We start from the raw sequence: 16,861 nt of genomic DNA on the forward strand, positions 1-16,861 counted from the left end.
GCCCTTTTGCGGGGAGAGCTCGGATTGCGCAGCAATGCGGGTGAGGGGCATGGCACCTACGCAGCTCGGATCAAAGTCTATCGGTATGCGCCTCTTAGCGGCTGAGAATCAGCACCGCCCGTGCGGCTGCCCCTCACCCCGACCCTCTCCCCGTGAAGAACGGGGAGAGGGAGCGCTGAGACCGCCCGTATGAAGACTAACAACTCATAACTAGGCCGCCACCTGTCGCGCGGCGGCCAGGTTCGCCAGCGCTTCGTCCAGCTTGTCGCGGTCGATCGGCTTGACCAGGAAGCCGTCCATGCCAGCCTCGAAACAGGCGTAGCGGTCCTCGACCAGGGTGTTCGCGGTCAGGGCCAGGATCGGCGTCCGCCGGCCGGCCTCGGTCGCCTCGAGTGCCCGGATACGCTTGGCGGCGGCGATGCCGTCGAGGCGGGGCATCTGCACATCCATCAGGATCAGGTCGTAGGGCGTGCCGGCCGAGCGCGCCGCCAGCCATGAGTCGAGCGCCGCCTCGCCATGCACGGCGATGTCGGCGTGATGGCCGAGCTTGGTCAGCAGCGAGCGCATCAGCAAAGCGTTGATGTCGTTGTCCTCCGCGACCAGGATCGCGAGACCGTTGCCCGCGCGCGCGGCGATCGGCGGCGCGATCATCGGAACGGGCGCATCGATCTCCGGCGCCGCCGCGCCATCGACATCGAAGCCGACGCGCGCGGCGAGCGATGCGGCGCGCAGCGGCTTGACCAGATAGCCGTGGAACGGCGCCGCCGGCATCAGTTCGTGACGGCTGACAGGCGTGACCAGCACGATGAGCCGCGTCGTATACCGCCGCGCAGCGTCACCCAGGCGTTGCGCCAGATCGCCTCCGACGGCGTCATCGATCAGCACGGCATGCCAGGTGCGTTCCGGCAGCAGCGCCTCGGCGACCTCGGTCTCGGCGACCAGGCAGGTCTGCGCGCCCCAGTTCTGCAAACGGCGTTCGATCAGCTCGGCCTGCAGCCCGTGCGGCGCGATCAGCATGATCGACTGGCCGGTGAGATCGGGCCCGCGGAAACTGTTCTGCTCGCCGCGCTCCAGCGCCGCCGGCAGCGGCACGGAGATCTCGAACGTCGAGCCTGCGCCGAGCTCGCTCTGCAGGCTGATGCGTCCGCCCATCCGCTTGACGATCCGCTCGGAGATCGCGAGCCCCAGTCCGGTGCCGCCGAAGCTGCGCGCGACGCTGTCGTCGGCCTGCTCGAACTCGCGGAAGATCCGCTCCTGCGCGTCCGCCGCAATGCCGATGCCGGTGTCGCGGACCTGAAAACTGATTTCGTTCGGCCAGATGCCGGGCTCGGCGATGACAGCGACGCCGCCCTTGGCGGTGAACTTGATGGCGTTGCCGGCAAGATTGAGCAACACCTGGCGCAGCCGCGCGGCATCGCCTGTGACGAAGGTCGGCAGCCGCTCGTCCATATAGGCCGCGATCTCGAGCTGCTTGGCTTGCGCGCGGGGCGCCAGGAGTTCGGTGATCTCCTCGATCAGCGCAACAAGCGAGAACGGCTGCGCCTCCAGTGCCAGCTTGCCGGCCTCGATCTTGGAATAGTCGAGCAGCTCGTTGATCAGCGACATCAGCGCCTCGCCGGAGGTGCGGACCGCCCTGGCGTAGGTGGTCTGCTCCGGCGTGAGCTGCGTCTCCAGCAGCAGCCCGCTCATGCCGAGGATTCCGTTCAGCGGCGTGCGGATCTCGTGGCTGGCCATCGCCAGGAAACGCGACTTGGCGCGATTGGCCGCATTGGCCTGGTCGCGCGCATCCGCCAGCGCCCGCTCGGTCTCGGTCCGGTCGGTGACGTCGCGGCCGACACATTGCAGCACGGCCGGGTGGCCCGCATCGGAGCGCACCAGCGCCTCGCGCCAGGCGATCCAGCGTGGCCCGATCGCGCTGTCGATGCGCTGGTCGTGGACCCGCGTGCCGCTCGGCTCCAAGGCGCTGTCGCCCTGCTCGATCAGCGCGAAGGTGAAGCTGCTGCCGACGAGGTTCTCGCGATCGAGTCCCGCCATCTGGCAATAGGCGTCGTTGACGAACACGATGGTGCCGTTCTGTTCGCGCATGACGATGAGATCGCCCTGCTGCTCGAACAGATTTCGCGCGCGCTGCTCCGCCTCCTGCAGCTCCCAGTTCCGGTCGGCCAGCACCTCGTTGTGGAGCGCGATCTTGTGCAGCTTCTTATGGACGAAGCGCAGCCGCATGCTGAGCGTGGCGAGGCCGACGCAGGCCAGCGCGAACAGGAAGCTCGCCCCGATCGCGAAGGCATGCGGATTGTAGCCCGAGTGCTCGGAGATGCTGGCCTTGATGAAGCCGTAGGCGCCGCCGAAGCCGGCGGAGAAGATCATCAGCGAGCGCAGGATCGTGAACACGAGCTGATGACGGCGCATGAACCGGCGCAGATGCAGCCTGATGCGAAGAACCCGTCCCATTGTCCACCCCCGACGATTACGATTCCCGATGTCCTGTCCGGCGCGCATCATGCCGCGCCGGGTCTTGCGGAGACTTTCAACGCTCATGCACGCGCGCCTGGGCCGTGCCGAGATGGTGAACCGGGCGTTAGCCCGGCTCACAGCACCGGATTGGCCGGCGGGTCGTGTCGGCGGGCGGCCACGATCAACGCGGCCGCTTCCCGCGCTGTGACGTGGCTGGAGCGGACGTAGATGCGATAGTCGGCAGGTCCGTCCGCCGCATCGTCGCGAATGAGATAGATCAGCGGCGCATCCAGATGTGGCTCGGCGGCGATGGCCACGACCTTCGTGGCGGCGGTCAGGCCGCAGCCCTGATCGTCCGTGGCCGGGGTATCGTCGACCACGACGAGATCCGCAGTCTCAGGGCTCTCGGCCAGCGCGACGCGAACCGTGGCCTGCGCCGGATCATCGGTGAAATCAACGTGCAGATCGGCATGGAACGGCGCAGCCCCGAGCGTGACGCTGTCGGCGCCGACGGCAATGCAGGGCTGCGGGGAGGGCGCCAACTCTGTTCGGGCAAGGACCGCGGCTGCGATCAGCGGCACGGCCGACACGATGACCTTGAAACGCAACATGACACGCACCGACACGACAGGCCTGATGACGGAAACGCGGGCCTTATGGTTGTCGGAGCGTAAAGAAAAGTCGTTACCAGAGTGTTGAGGCGGAGCTGTCGCATATGGCCTATCCCGGTTTTTCGCGAGACTGTCTCCACATCGTCATGCCCTGGTTCCGTCCCGGGCATCCACGTCGCTCTCTGCATGCCGGACGACGTGGATGGCCGCGACATGACCGGCCTTCACGACGCGGAAGACGTCGAGTGCAAACTCCGGTCGTCAACTTCGATAGCTCCGTACGTTGTAGGAGACGATTGGGGATCGCGGTTGTTCGCAGCCTCGCGAATCGTGAGGAACACTTGCGTCGGATCGTCCATCGCACAAGTCATGTCACGCCGCATGCCGGTTATCTTCTGCAAGCGCGCGATATGACAGCGCCTCCGCCAGATGCAGCCGGCCGATCGTGTCGGCATGGTCGAGATCGGCCAGCGTGCGCGCGACGCGCAGCACGCGGTGATAGCCGCGGGCCGACAGCCGCATCGTCTCGGCGGCTTCGCGCAGCAGCTTCTGCCCGGGCGCATCGAGTTTTGCGATGTCGTCGAGTATGGCGGCCGGCGCCTCGGCGTTGGTCCTGATGTGCGGCAGGCCGGCCTTGGCGTAGCGCGCGCGCTGCAGGTCGCGCGCGGCGGCGACGCGGGCGGCGACCTCGGCGGAGCCTTCCTTCGCGGGCGGCAGGATCAGATCGGCGGCGGTGACGGCGGGCACCTCGATGCGCAGATCGATGCGGTCCATCAGCGGGCCGGAGATCCGGGTCTGATAGTCCGACGTGCAGCGGTCGATGCGGCCGCGCTTGCAGGCGTAGCCGGGCTCGAAGGCGTTGCCGCAGCGGCACGGGTTCATCGCCGCGACCAGCATGAAGCGGGCAGGGTAGGTGACGCGATGGTTGGCGCGCGAGATCGAGACCTCGCCATTCTCCAGCGGCTGGCGCAGTGAATCGAGCACGCGCGGATCGAACTCCGGCAGCTCGTCGAGGAACAGCACGCCGTGATGCGCGAGCGAGATCTCGCCCGGCTTGGCGCGCAGGCCGCCGCCGGTCAGCGCCGCCATGCTGGCGGAATGGTGCGGGCTGCGGAACGGCCGCCGGTTGGTCAGGGCGCCGCCCTCGATCTCGCCGGCGACGGAGGCGATCATCGAGACCTCCAGCAGCTCCGCCGGCGACAGCGGCGGCAGGATCGACGGCAGCCGCGCCGCCAGCATCGATTTGCCGGCGCCTGGCGAGCCGATCATCAGCAGATGATGGCCTCCGGCGGCGGCGATCTCCAGGGCGCGCTTGCCGCTCTCCTGGCCCTTGATGTCGCGCAGGTCGAGCAGGCTGGCGGGCGCCTCCTGGATCTTCGGCTGCGGCCGCGACAGCACCTGCGTGCCCTTGAAGTGATTGGCGATCTGGATCAGCGACGTCGCCGCGATGATCTGCAGGTCGGGGCTGGCCCACGCCGCCTCCGCGCCGCAGGCGGCCGGGCAGATCAGCCCGTCCTCGCGCGCATTGGCGCCGATCGCCGCCGGCAGCACGCCGGCCACGGGCGCGATCGAGCCGTCGAGGCCGAGCTCGCCGAGCACGGTGAAGCCGCTCAGCGCATCCGGCGGGATCGCGCCGATCGCCGCCATCAGTCCGAGCGCGATCGGCAGATCATAATGGCTGCCTTCCTTGGGCACGTCGGCCGGCGCCAGATTGACGGTGATGCGCCGCGCCGGCAGCGCCAGCCCCGAGGCGATCAGCGCCGAGCGCACCCGCTCGCGCGCCTCCGACACCGCCTTGTCCGGGAGGCCAACGATCGCGAACGCCGGCAGTCCCGGTGCGACCTGGACCTGCACGTCGACCGCGCGAGCCTCGATCCCCTCGAACGCGACGGTGGAAACGCGCTGAACCATGGGTGCCCCTCCCGGCAAAGGAGGCTAGCGGAAGCAGGGCACTCGCGCAAGAACAATACAGGAACATGAACGTCGCGCCGGTCTTGCTGCGGTAGATCTGGGGCCGATCGAGGGGACAACGACGAGCACTCAGTCCGAGATTGATTAGCAAGCCGAGCCGCCAATCAGGGGCCCCTTCCGCAGGCAAGGAGGCGTAGCAAATCAAGGCGGCGACGTGATCACCGCCGAGGGCGCGACCAATGAGATGCGGGCTCAATGCTATCTGGCGAAACGATCAACGAGCGGCACTATCAGCACAACCGCTGCAGCCCCCACAGCCAAGACCCCCCAGGCGAACCAAAATACCCCGGACGTCACGCGTCGGAGGACCGGGTGCTTTAATTCTCTTATTCGGTCCTCTGCTAGAGCATAGTGCGAAGGCCACATCTCCACGAAGCGCTGGTAATGCGCCAGTGTGTCCTTGGAACGCACGGCGCCCCATGCGGCCTGCCATGGGATTTTAGCACGCATTGAGGCCCACTTATTGGGTCACAGGCCGCACCAAGCTGCCTTCGCAGAAGGGTCTCCATATCGGGCTGATAAATACCGCACGTGGGGCAGAAAACAGGATCAATCGCCTGATCGAGCACACGGGCCAGATTGCTGCGGGCACGTTCTGCCGCAGCCTGCGCGGCGCTCGCGTCCGTCAAGAAAAATGGACTATGACCACCCCCCGACGCGGCACGCGTCAGATTGTACGCATATTCGCGAGAGCAGCCGACACACCGCACGCGGCGGCAAACCGAGCCGGACACGGTGGCGGTGTGTGTTCTGTAAAAATACACGGCGGCACCCTCGCTCACCAAATGGTAGCACAACTCTTGCGGGGCCGCTGCGAGACATTACAGCCAGAAGTCCTACTCGCGGGCTGAGCTGTAAGAACCTCGGTGGTCGGCGGGATAACCAAAAAGGGGCCCGGGGTGGACGAAAGGGGACCCATTTCGCTTGCCGGACCGCACAAGCCACCCTGATGGGCCGTGCGATCCAGCGGGCACTAGGCCGCTACGGGCACTCGGGCAGCGACAGGAGGTTGTTCGGCTCCTCGCCGTCGGCCACCGTTTTCAGGTACTTATGGCCATAGCGGCTCTTCGCAACAATGACCCACACGGGGTCGCCGTACGGCGGCTTCACCCAGAATTGCCACTCTTCGCTTTCGATGAGAGCTATGGCCGTTTCTTGGGTGATCTTCCACGGGCGGTCTTCGTAGCCGCCAACGTGCGTGATGCGCTCATGAGGATTAAAGCGGTCACTTTTGTTGATGCACTTGATCTCACAAGTCTTCGTTTTCGCGATGGTAGCCATCGAGAACAGCTCCTTCTAAGAGGAGACAGGCTTGACCGTCGCTAGAAACTCCGATTCTATGGAGCCGTTGACACTAGCCGACGCCCCGCTTGCCCGTCTCATGGGTTAAGTAGCGGGCCAGAGACTTCAGAAGCCGTTGGGCCTGCCAGGGCTTGGCGGCTTCGTCTGTTTCTAGTCGGACGGAGTCTGGAGCGACTCCGCTTCTCCCGTCAAGGACTAGTGCGCCGAAATCCGGGAAACACCAAATATGGGGGAAAACCCGGAATAATATCGGCGCATGGGCGTCTAAGTGTCTGTTTTCGTTGATGAACTCGCCTTTGAGCGCGGCCGTTCTACTGATCCAATCCGTGCTATCCACACGCTGCCGCAGTATTTTTTGGCTTTTCAGAGCCCTCAACGTCGGCTTCGAGGGACACGTTTCGTTCTCGCGCGCAGTCCTATATTGCAGAACCGATTCGGCCTCGAATTGTCATTGACAATCGGCAATAGCAAACGCCGGCAGTCCCGGCGCGACCTGGACCTGCGTCGACCGCGCGGGCCTCGATTCCCTCGAACGCGACGGTGGAAACGCGCTGGACCATGGGTGCCCCTCCCGAGCAGGAGGCTAGCGGAAGCGGTCGAGGTTCGCAAGAACAATACGGGAACATCGATCTGCGCACCGAGACGTTCCATTAACGACAGCCCCGGGCACCGCTATTCCCAGCAATGAGCTTAACGCCCCTTTAGCCCGGCCTTCGCATTCTTTCGCAAATTGAGGATCGAGCCGCCCGTCACGGTTGACGGGCGCGGCCAATGAGAGACCTGAGATGCCCCCAGCCCCGGCAGCTGCCGCCGCCAAGCTTCAATCGGGAGAGGCGCGGACCGTGTCCGAGCTCGCCACCGAGGTGTTGCGCCGGACCACCGCGCTCTTCCTGGCCGGACCGCGTCCGACGCCCGACGCGCAGCTCGATCTCTATGACCAGATGTTCGCCCGGCTGATGCCGCAGGTGGCGACCGAGGTGTTGGCGGAGCTGAGCGCGGCGCTCGCCGGCGTCGAGCGCGCGCCCTATGCGACGGTGCGGCTGCTCGCGGTTCATCCGGAGCTGCGCGTCGCCGGGCCGGTGCTGGCCAAGGCGGCGGTGCTGACCGAGCGCGACCTTGCCGAGTTCATCCGCGCCTCGAGCCCGGCGCATCTGGTGGCGATCGCCAGCCGCAGGGGCGTCGGCGAAGCGCTGACCGCGCAGTTGATCGCGCGCGGCTTCCCGCCGGTGCGCATGGCGCTGGCGCAGAACCTCACCGCAAAACTGTCCGAGGACAGCTATCGTAGCCTGTTCAAGGTCGCCGAGCGCGACGATGATCTCGCCGAAAAGCTGGCGCTGCGCACCGATCTGCCGGCCAAGCTGTCGCGCGCCTTCGTCGCCGCCGCCAGCGAGAGCGCCCGCGCCCGCTTCATCAAGGCGGCGCCGCCGGCGACCCGCGCCACCCTGCAGGCGGCGCCGACGCGCTCGGCCGGCGCGGCGATGCGGGCGATGTGGGACTACGAGCCGGTCAAGGCCGAGGTCGCGGCGCTGAACCGCACCGGCAAGCTCGGCGATTCCGCCGTTAACCGCTTCTGCGTGACCGGCGATTTCCCCGCTGTCATCGCGGCGCTGGCGCTGCTCTGCGTGATCCCGATCGAGACGGTGGAATCGCTGCTGGAGGAGAGCCGGATGACCGATCTGCTGCTGGCCTGCAAGGCGGCGCGGCTGAGCTGGGCGACCACCGGCATGATCCTGAAGGCGCGGCCGGGCTGCGACATGATCGCGGCCGAGGATTTCGAGGAGGCGCGCAAGCGCTTCGAGAAGCTCGTGCTGTCGGAAGCGCAGTGGAAGGTTCGCGGCCTGCAGGCGAGCTGAAGCGCTTCGCCTCAGCCCGGCGGCGTCGCGTAGTTGGTGAAGTCGATCTTGAACATCGCCGGATCGAGCTTCTTGGTCGTGTCGAGATTGTAGACCGCGATCGTGGTGTCGTAGCCCTGCGGGTCGGTCACGGTCCACTGCTTGAGCTGGCCGTCCTTGGCACCGAGCATCAGCATCAGCCGGCTGGTGCCGATCAGCGCCTGCTTCTCCTCGATCGTGATCGTGACGTAGAGATCGTCGGAGGCGACCGCGATGACGTTGGTGTCCTTCAGCAGGTCGATACGGTCCGACAAGAGATAGCGCAGCGGCGTCTGCGACAGCGGGTAGACGTCCTGCGTCGCCAGCTTGCGGTCGCGCACCACCAGCGACGAGCCGTCGGCGATGATGTCGATCGGCGTCGGCGGCTCGTATTCGAAGCGCACCTTGCCGGGCTTCTGGATGTAGAAATCGCCCTTGGTCTTGCTGCCGTCCGGACCGACCTGAACGAAGTTGCCGACCAGAGTCTGCAACGACGAGAGATAGGCGCTGACCTTGGCGGCAATCGCCCTCTGATTGCTGTCGAAGGAGGTAAAGATGCTCGCCGGCACGTTGCGCCGGGGATCCGGGATGATCGGGTTCGGCGGCGTGGCCTGGGTGGTCGCGGGCGCCTGGCCGCGCTGGTCCGCGGCGTTGAGCTGGCCGCCGGTCTTCTGCGCCGCCTTGGGGGCGGGCGTGGTCTGGGCGGTGGCGTGACCGGCGACGCTGGTCAGGGCGCAGGCCGCAACGGCGCAGGCCACGAGCCGGGCCTTGGTGCGGCGGCGCGGGAGCGAAAAGGGGCTGTTCAACAAGGAGCTTTTCAAAACGACGTCCTGATCTTTACGCGTTTCTATCGTGGTTCGGTCGGTCAGCGTGATCGTAATTGCGTGAAGTTACGACCAGGAAACGGCGGATCTGGGACCAAGGAACTCGGACCAAGCAACTGGACCAAGGAACGCGGGCTCAGAACCCGCCTTCCTCCTCGGGCACCAGGATCTCGCGCTTGCCGGCGTGGTTGGCCTGGCCGACGATGCCTTCCTGTTCCATCCGCTCCATCAGCGAAGCGGCCTTGTTATAGCCGATCTGCAGCCGGCGTTGAATGTAGCTGGTGGAGGCCTTGCGGTCGCGCTTGACCACCGCCACGGCCTGGGCGAACAGGTCGTCGCCCCCGCCGCCGCCGCCCATGCCGGTGGCGTCGAACACGGCGCCGTCCTCCTCGCTCGGCTCCTCGGCGGTGACCGCCTCGAGATATTCCGGCGAGCCCTGCGCCTTCAAGTGCTTGACGACCTTCTCGACCTCCTCGTCGGAGCAGAACGGGCCGTGGACGCGGCTGATGCGGCCGCCGCCGGCCATGTACAGCATGTCGCCCTGGCCGAGCAGCTGCTCGGCGCCCATCTCGCCGAGGATGGTGCGGCTGTCGATCTTCGACGTCACCTGGAAGGAGATGCGGGTCGGGAAGTTGGCCTTGATGGTGCCGGTGATGACGTCGACCGACGGGCGCTGGGTGGCCAGGATCACGTGCAGGCCGGCGGCGCGCGCCATCTGGGCGAGGCGCTGCACCGTGCCCTCGATGTCCTTGCCGGCGACCATCATCAGGTCGGCCATCTCGTCGACGATGATGACGATGTAGGGCAGGGGATCGAGGTCGAGCTTCTCCTCCTCGTAGATCGCCTTGCCGGTCTCCTTGTCGAACCCGGTGTGGACGGTGCGCGTCAGCTCCTCGCCCTTGGCGCGGGCTTCCGCGACGCGGGCGTTGTAGCCGTCGATGTTGCGCACGCCGAGCTTGGCCATCTTCTTGTAGCGCTCCTCCATCTCGCGCACCGCCCATTTCAGCGCGACCACCGCCTTCTTCGGGTCGGTCACGACGGGGGTGAGGAGATGCGGAATGCCGTCATAGACGGATAGCTCGAGCATCTTCGGATCGACCATGATCAGCCGGCACTGGTCGGGCCTGAGGCGGTAGACCAGGCTCAGGATCATGGTGTTGATGGCGACCGACTTGCCCGAGCCGGTGGTGCCGGCGATCAGCATGTGCGGGGTGCGGGCGAGGTCGATGATGATGGATTCGCCGCCGATGTTCTTGCCGAGGCAGAGCGGCAGCTTGGCGACGCTCTCGGTCGCCTCCTTGGCGACCAGCAGCTCGCGCAGATAGACCTTCTCGCGATGCGCGTTGGGCAGCTCGATGCCGATGGCGTTGCGGCCGGGGACGACGGCGACGCGCGCCGACAGCGCGCTCATCGAGCGGGCGATGTCGTCGGCGAGGCCGATCACGCGCGACGATTTGATGCCGGGCGCGGGCTCCAGCTCGTACAGCGTGACGACCGGGCCGGGATGCGCCTTGACGATCTCGCCGCGCACGCCGAAATCCTGCAGCACGCCTTCCAGCGCGCGCGAATTGGCCTCCAGCTCGCTCTTCGACAGCGGCTGGCGGTCGGAGGATTTGGGCGCCGCCAGCATCGAGACCGACGGCAGGTCGTATTTGTCGCTGGACTTCTTCGGCTGAGCCTTCGGCGCCGGCTTCTTGCGCGCCTTGGGCGCCGGCTCCTCCTCCTCCTCCTCTTCGTCGTCCTCGCCGGCCTCGTCCTCCTCCTCGTCGCCCTCGTCCATCTCGGGGGCAAGGGTCGGCTTGGTGCGGCTCCCGAGGCTCGGCTCCTGGCGGCCGGCGGCAGCTCCACGCGGCTGCGGGCCGGAGGACACCAGGGCGCGATAGGCGGTCGAGAGGAACCAGCCGACCTGGGCCTTGGCGCTCATGATCGCGTGGAAGATCCAGCCGAGCCGGATCGCCTTGCGGTCGTCGTCATCCTCGGGGTCGGCGAGCGGCGTGTCGTCCTCCTCCTCCGCCAGCTCGCTCGGGTCGGCCTCCTTCGCGCCGAGGCCCCCGGCGACCAGCAGGCAGCCGATCAGCGCGATCAGCAGCAGCGCGCCGAGCACGAGCCGATAGATCACGCCGGGCGGCCCGAACACCACGGCCGGCGCGCGCACCAGCGCGTCGCCGACGACGCCGCCCAATCCCGTCGGCAGCGGCCAGGCATGCGAGCGCGGCCAGCAGCTGGCGAAGCCGGCGGCGATGACCGCGCCGAGCACCCAGGCGCCGAACCGCAGCGCCTCGCGGTCGAACGGCCGGTGCGTCATCATCCGCCAGCCGCGGACCGCGAGCGGCAGGATCGCCATGATCGAGCCGAGGCCGAGGATCTGCATCAACAGGTCGGCGCTGATCGCGCCGGGATAGCCGACGATGTTGCGGATCGCGCGGGACGTCGCGTGGGACAGGCTCGGGTCCTGCACCGACCAGGTCATCAGCGCCGCAGCGGCGACCCCGCACAGCGCGATCAGGCCGAGGCCCGCGAGCTCGCGCAGCCGCCGCACCAGCGCCTCGCGCAGCGACGAGGGCAGGTGGTTGACCAGGGGAATGACTCGTTCGATCGCCGGCATCCGCATCCGCCCCGCGATTATCCGAGAGTCTCGACCAGCCGGTGCAGCGCCTCGCCGGTCGATTGTGCATCGGCGACCAGCGCCAGCCGGATGTAGCCGACACCCGGATTGAAGCCGTCGGCTTGCGGCCGCGCCAGGTAACTGCCCGGCACCACGCGCACGCCCGCGTCACGATACAGACGCAGCGCCACCTCCTCGTCGCCGCCGCGATCGGCGACGTCGAGCCAGACGCAGAAGCCGCCGTCGGGACGCTTGTAGCCGTAGCGGTTGCCGAGGATCTGGTCGGCGAGATCGAACTTGGCGCGGTACAGCCGCCGGTTCTCCTCGACATGCGCCTCGTCGGCATAGGCCGCCACCGCGACATGCTGCAGCGGCACCGGCACCTGCGGCGCGGCCACGTTGCGCAGCTCATGGAAGGCGGCGAGGAACTTGCGATCGCCGGCGGCGAAGCCGATGCGCATGCCGGGCACGTTCGAGCGTTTGGACAGCGACTGGAACGCGACGACGTTGCTGTAATCGGGCCCGGCCTGCTCCAGCATGCTGCCCGGCGCCTCGCGGGTGTAGATCTCCGAATAGCATTCGTCGCTGAAGATCAGGAAGCCCCAGTGGTCGGCGAGCCGCTTCAGCCGGCGCATATAGTCCGCCGAGGCCACGGAGCCCTGCGGGTTGGCGGGAGTCGCGATGTAGAACGCGATGGTGCGAGCCAGCGTCGCCTCGTCGATCGCGTCGAGGTCGGGCAGGAAGCCGTTGTCGCGCGTCGTCGGCAGATAGACCTGCTCACAGCCTGCGGTGCGGGCGCCGACGCCGTACACCGGATAGAACGGGTTCGGCATCAGGATGGCGGGCGTGCCGCGGCGCGGGCCGGCGTGACGGAGCGCGGCATGGGCGGCGAAGAACAGCCCCTCGCGGCTGCCGTTCAGGACGAGAATCTCATGCTCGGGATCGATCGGCCGCGGCAGCGCGAATCGGCGCGCCAGCCAGGCGGCCGCCGCCTTGCGGAACGGCTCGATGCCCTTGGCGGCGGGATAGCGGCCGAAATCGGCGATGTGCTGCGCCAGCACCGGACCGACGAAATCCGGCAACGGATGCTGCGGCTCGCCGACGGCGAGCGTGATCATCGGCCTGCCCGGCTGGTAGGGGGCGAGCAGCTCGTTCAGCCGCGCAAACGGCGAGCGTTCGCTCTCCGAATGGCTGGCGCCAGCGGGCGCGGGGGATGAAGCGGTCATTGCCATACGTAAAACGCGCGCCAAACCAGTGGAAGCCGCCGATCGCCCATGAACCGGTGCCTTTGCGGTCACCATAGGTGGGGCGAGGTTAAGACGCGATTAACCATCGGCGCTGCCGACCGTTTTGATGGTTTTTCCCCGCCCGATCCAGAGGCAATTTCGCAACAGCGCCCGACATTGTGGCGATTCGGGCGGGGGTGGAGGGAACCGACCAGCGGCAGCGTGCCCGCTTGGATTGGAGGTGATGCAAAGCCGAATCCGGCATGCATTGCCAACATCCGGAATGTGAGACAGCCCGGATTGGATGCAACGGTCTCCCTCGATCGAGATGTGCTCGACCCTTTCCATTCGTCATGGCCGGGCTTGACCCGGCCATCCATCTTCCGAGCGTTCTGGGGTGGCGGCGTGGATGCCCGGGTCAAGCCCGGGTATGACGAGCAGAGAAAGGAGGCGCCCGGCGCCGGCCGGCTATCGAGGCCGCGCCTCAACACCTCCGCCTGAACCACGAGGTGACTTGAAAAAACGGGCGGCCCGGTGCGCCGGAATAAGAATGGGAATCTGTGCGCACCGGGCCTTGGCCGAACTACTTGGGGGCTTAGTTCGGATGAGGAGCATGTAGCACGGCCGCTTTTCCGTCGTATTGCCGGTGTTCGCTATTTTGTAGAATTTGATGTCGGAACACGCCGAATGCGGCGGCGGCTGGCCAATTGCTTAACGGAGATGTCGGCGGCCGGCGTGGCTTTCCGGTCCCGGCGCGGACACGACACTTATTAGTCGCCGCCGCCGTCCCGCAGCGGCGTCGCGCGCCGAAGATGTCCATCCGGAAACATCCAGTCACGCAGCGCATCAATCGACATTTCGCGAAACCAGATTGGCGCATCTCAACCATCTTTGACGGGCATCACCGATTCCTGGGGCGTGCCGGCATGCGTCGCGCGGCCCTTGGATTCCGAACGATCGAAAGAGCGTCGATGATGCGTCTGAGACTGCCGGGCGTGCTTGCCCTGATGCTGCTGGCCATGCCCGTTTCGTCGCTGCCCCGCCTGGCGGTGGCCGCGCCCGCCGCGGCCGCGACTGCGATCACCGTCGAGGGCAACCGCCGCATCGAGGCCGACACCATCCGCTCCTACTTCAAGCCGGGCCCGTCGGGCACGCTCGATGCCGGCCAGGTCGACGACGGCCTCAAGGCGCTGATCGAGACCGGCCTGTTCGCCGACGTCAAGATCGACCGCCAGGGCGGCCGGCTGGTCGTGCGCGTGGTCGAGAATCCCGTGATCGGCCGCGTTGCGTTCGAAGGAAACAAGAAGGTCAAGGACGAGCAGCTCTCGGGCGAGGTGCAATCGAAGCCGCGCGGCACGCTGTCGCGGCCGATGGTGCAGTCGGATGCGCAGCGCATCGCCGAGATCTACCGTCGCTCCGGCCGCTACGACGTGCGCGTCACGCCGGAGATCATCGAGCAGCCGAACAACCGCGTCGACCTGGTGTTCACCGTGGTCGAGGGCGTCAAGACCGGCGTGAAGTCGATCAGCTTCGTCGGCAACAACGCCTATTCCGCCGCGCGGCTGCGCGACGTGATCAAGACCCACGAATCGAACTGGCTCAGCTTCCTCGGCAACAACGACGTCTACGATCCCGACCGCGTCGAGGCCGACCGCGACCTGATCCGCCGCTTCTATCTCAAGAACGGCTATGCCGACGTCCAGGTGGTCGCCGCGCTCACCGAATATGATCCGGAGAAGAAGGGTTTCCTGGTCACGTTCCAGATCGAGGAAGGCCAGCAGTACCGGGTCAGCTCGGTGCAGTTCCAGTCGACGGTGGCGGCGCTCGACGGCAACACGCTGCGCGGCTATTCGCGCGTCAATGTCGGCGCGCTGTACAATGTCGAGCAGCTCGAGAAGTCGGTCGAGGAGATGCAGATCGAGGCCTCGCGCCGCGGCTTCGCCTTCGCCGTGGTCCGCCCGCGCGGCGACCGCAATCTCGAGGCGCATACGGTCGCGATCGTGTTCTCGGTCGACGAGGGCCCGCGCACCTATATCGAGCGCATCTCGATCCGCGGCAACACCCGCACCCGCGACTACGTCATCCGGCGCGAGTTCGATCTCTCCGAGGGCGACGCCTACAATCGCGCGCTGGTCGACCGTGCCGAGCGGCGGCTGAAGAACCTCGACTTCTTCAAGGACGTGAAGATCTCGACCGAGCCGGGCTCGTCGAGCGACCGGGTCATCCTGGTGGTCAACCTCGAGGAGAAATCGACCGGCGACTTCTCGATCTCCGGCGGCTATTCGACCACCGACGGCGCGCTGGCGGAAGTGTCGATCTCCGAGCGCAACTTCCTCGGCCGAGGGCTGTTCGCCAAGGCCGCCGTCACCTATGGCCAGTATACGCGCGGCGTGTCGCTGTCCTTCGTCGAGCCCTATCTCCTGGACTACCGCGTCGCGCTCGGCCTCGACGTCTCCTATCGCCAGCAGCTCGCCAACTCCTATACGAGCTACGGCACGCGCACGGTCGGCTTCAGCCCGCGGCTCGGCTTCCAGCTGCGCGAGGACCTGTCGCTGCAGCTGCGCTACTCGCTGTACCGGCAGGAGATCACGCTGCCGTCCTATCTGGCGAACTGCAACAACAACGCCGCCAACACCTCGCTCGCCTTCAATCCGACGCCGGCCTACATCCAGAGCGTGCTCGGCGGCGTCGATCCGACCAACGCGACCACGTCCGGCGTCTACGGCTATGGCTGCTACGGCGACGGCGAATCGAGCCTCGCGGTGCGCAAGGAGCTGAACGACGGTGCTGCGCTGACCTCGGCGCTCGGCTATACGCTCAACTACAACACGCTCGACAACACCAAGAACCCGACCGACGGCCTGCTGATCGACTGGCGCCAGGACTTCGCCGGCGTCGGCGGCAATGTCAGCTATCTCAAGTCGGCGGTGGACGCGAAATACTTCACGCCGCTGGTCTCGGACATCGTCAGCGTCATCCACCTGCAGGGCGGCGTGCTCAACAAGGTCGGCGACAAGGACTTGCGCATGCTCGACCACTTCCAGATGGGCCCGACGCTGGTGCGCGGCTTCGCCTCCAACGGCATCGGCCCGCGCGACATCACCTATCGCAGCTTCGGCGCGGCGGGCGATGCGCTCGGCGGCACCAAATATTGGGGCGCCTCCGCCGAGCTGCAGATGCCGTTCTGGTTCCTGCCCAAGGAGGTCGGCCTGAAGGGCTCGGTCTACGCCGATGCCGGCTCGCTGTGGGGCTACCAGGGCCCGACCTCCTGGGCCGCCACCGGCGAGGTCAACACCTCGACCTGCAAATGCGCGATGCAGTACGACGACAGCAAGGTCGTGCGCTCCTCCGTCGGCGTCGGCCTGATCTGGGCCTCCCCTTTCGGCCCGCTGCGCTTCGATTATGCCGTGCCGTTGACGAAGGGCAAATACGACATCGTCCAGGAATTCAGGTTCGGCGGCGGCACGTCGTTCTGAGGCGAGTGCGATATAGCAATCGTCTTGCGTACAATTGAGTCCGAACGCTGACCACGACGATGGTAAGCTCCCCTCCCCCTCTTGCGGGGAGGGGTCGGGGGTGGGGGACCACGAGTCCCGCTCTCCCGAGGGTCGAAACCCATCGCTCGCTCAATGATGAGGTCAGCCGTTTCGTTGCTGGATCGACTCGCACGTCATCGACGTCATCGCCCGCGGACCACCACCCCCAGCCCCTCCCCGCAAGGGGGAGGGGAGCCGACTGCCGTTGCCGTGGATGCACGACCGTAAGGGGTAGGATGCGGTTATCGTCTCAGCCAAGCTCAACATATTTCCCCCCGTCATTGCGAGGAGCGGAGCGACGAAGCAATCCAGAGTCCCGCCCGAGCCCTGGATTGCTTCGCTTCGCTCGCAATGACGGTGGAGTCGGCAGCATGCCTCCCATGCACAAACTGCCCGTCGTGCCAGTCTGTCGCAGCATCAGCGCTTGCACCGTCGGGCAAATCACCTTCACATTTCCGCCC

9 protein-coding genes and 1 pseudogene are annotated in these 16,861 nt (G+C 66.6%); 2 read left to right on the forward strand and 8 right to left on the reverse strand.

Annotated features, from left to right (window positions below; genetic code table 11):
* Positions 1 to 210: 210 nt before the first annotated feature.
* The 5 genes and pseudogenes from BRAS3809_RS28990 to BRAS3809_RS37795 all read right to left on the reverse strand — a co-directional run.
* Positions 211 to 2,451 (reverse strand): ATP-binding protein, encoded by a 2,241-nt coding sequence (locus BRAS3809_RS28990; RefSeq protein WP_008965574.1) that lies wholly within the window; start codon positions 2,449 to 2,451, stop codon positions 211 to 213.
* 137 nt (positions 2,452 to 2,588) lie between these two features.
* A complete protein-coding gene (locus BRAS3809_RS28995) occupies positions 2,589 to 3,065 on the reverse strand; it encodes a hypothetical protein (protein WP_008965575.1) in 477 nt (158 codons plus the stop codon).
* Between the two features lie 372 nt (positions 3,066 to 3,437).
* Positions 3,438 to 4,976 (reverse strand): YifB family Mg chelatase-like AAA ATPase, encoded by a 1,539-nt coding sequence (locus BRAS3809_RS29000; protein ID WP_008965576.1) that lies wholly within the window; start codon positions 4,974 to 4,976, stop codon positions 3,438 to 3,440.
* 1,041 nt (positions 4,977 to 6,017) lie between these two features.
* On the reverse strand, positions 6,018 to 6,317 hold the full coding sequence (locus tag BRAS3809_RS29005; protein WP_008965578.1) for a DUF3892 domain-containing protein: 300 nt from the start codon (positions 6,315 to 6,317) through the stop codon (positions 6,018 to 6,020).
* Positions 6,318 to 6,801: 484 nt separating this feature from the next.
* Positions 6,802 to 6,898: pseudogene (locus BRAS3809_RS37795) on the reverse strand (ATP-binding protein); the annotation flags it as partial.
* A gap of 225 nt (positions 6,899 to 7,123) precedes the next feature.
* On the opposite strand from BRAS3809_RS37795, the gene BRAS3809_RS29010 reads away from it, so the two are divergent.
* The gene (locus tag BRAS3809_RS29010; protein ID WP_008965579.1) at positions 7,124 to 8,191 is read left to right on the forward strand and encodes a DUF2336 domain-containing protein; all 1,068 of its coding nucleotides are present in this window, start codon (positions 7,124 to 7,126) and stop codon (positions 8,189 to 8,191) included.
* 11 nt (positions 8,192 to 8,202) lie between these two features.
* Here BRAS3809_RS29010 and BRAS3809_RS29015 read toward each other — a convergent pair whose 3' ends face one another.
* The 3 genes from BRAS3809_RS29015 to BRAS3809_RS29025 form a co-directional block, all read right to left on the reverse strand.
* Positions 8,203 to 8,967 carry an outer membrane lipoprotein carrier protein LolA gene (locus BRAS3809_RS29015; RefSeq protein ID WP_008965580.1) on the reverse strand — a complete coding sequence of 255 codons (765 nt, stop codon included), beginning with the start codon at positions 8,965 to 8,967 and terminating at the stop codon, positions 8,203 to 8,205.
* Between the two features lie 202 nt (positions 8,968 to 9,169).
* Positions 9,170 to 11,644 (reverse strand): DNA translocase FtsK, encoded by a 2,475-nt coding sequence (locus BRAS3809_RS29020; RefSeq protein ID WP_008965581.1) that lies wholly within the window; start codon positions 11,642 to 11,644, stop codon positions 9,170 to 9,172.
* An 11-nt stretch (positions 11,645 to 11,655) separates the two neighbouring features.
* Complete coding sequence (locus BRAS3809_RS29025) at positions 11,656 to 12,870, reverse strand: aminotransferase class I/II-fold pyridoxal phosphate-dependent enzyme (RefSeq protein WP_008965582.1); 1,215 nt, start codon at positions 12,868 to 12,870, stop codon at positions 11,656 to 11,658.
* A gap of 965 nt (positions 12,871 to 13,835) precedes the next feature.
* Here BRAS3809_RS29025 and bamA point away from each other — a divergent pair.
* Positions 13,836 to 16,340: an outer membrane protein assembly factor BamA gene (gene bamA / locus BRAS3809_RS29030; RefSeq protein WP_008965583.1), complete on the forward strand. Its 2,505-nt coding sequence runs from the start codon at positions 13,836 to 13,838 to the stop codon at positions 16,338 to 16,340.
* Positions 16,341 to 16,861: the final 521 nt, after the last annotated feature.

The sequence above is a fragment of the Bradyrhizobium sp. STM 3809 genome (assembly GCF_000239795.1).
Lineage (GTDB): Bacteria > Pseudomonadota > Alphaproteobacteria > Rhizobiales > Xanthobacteraceae > Bradyrhizobium.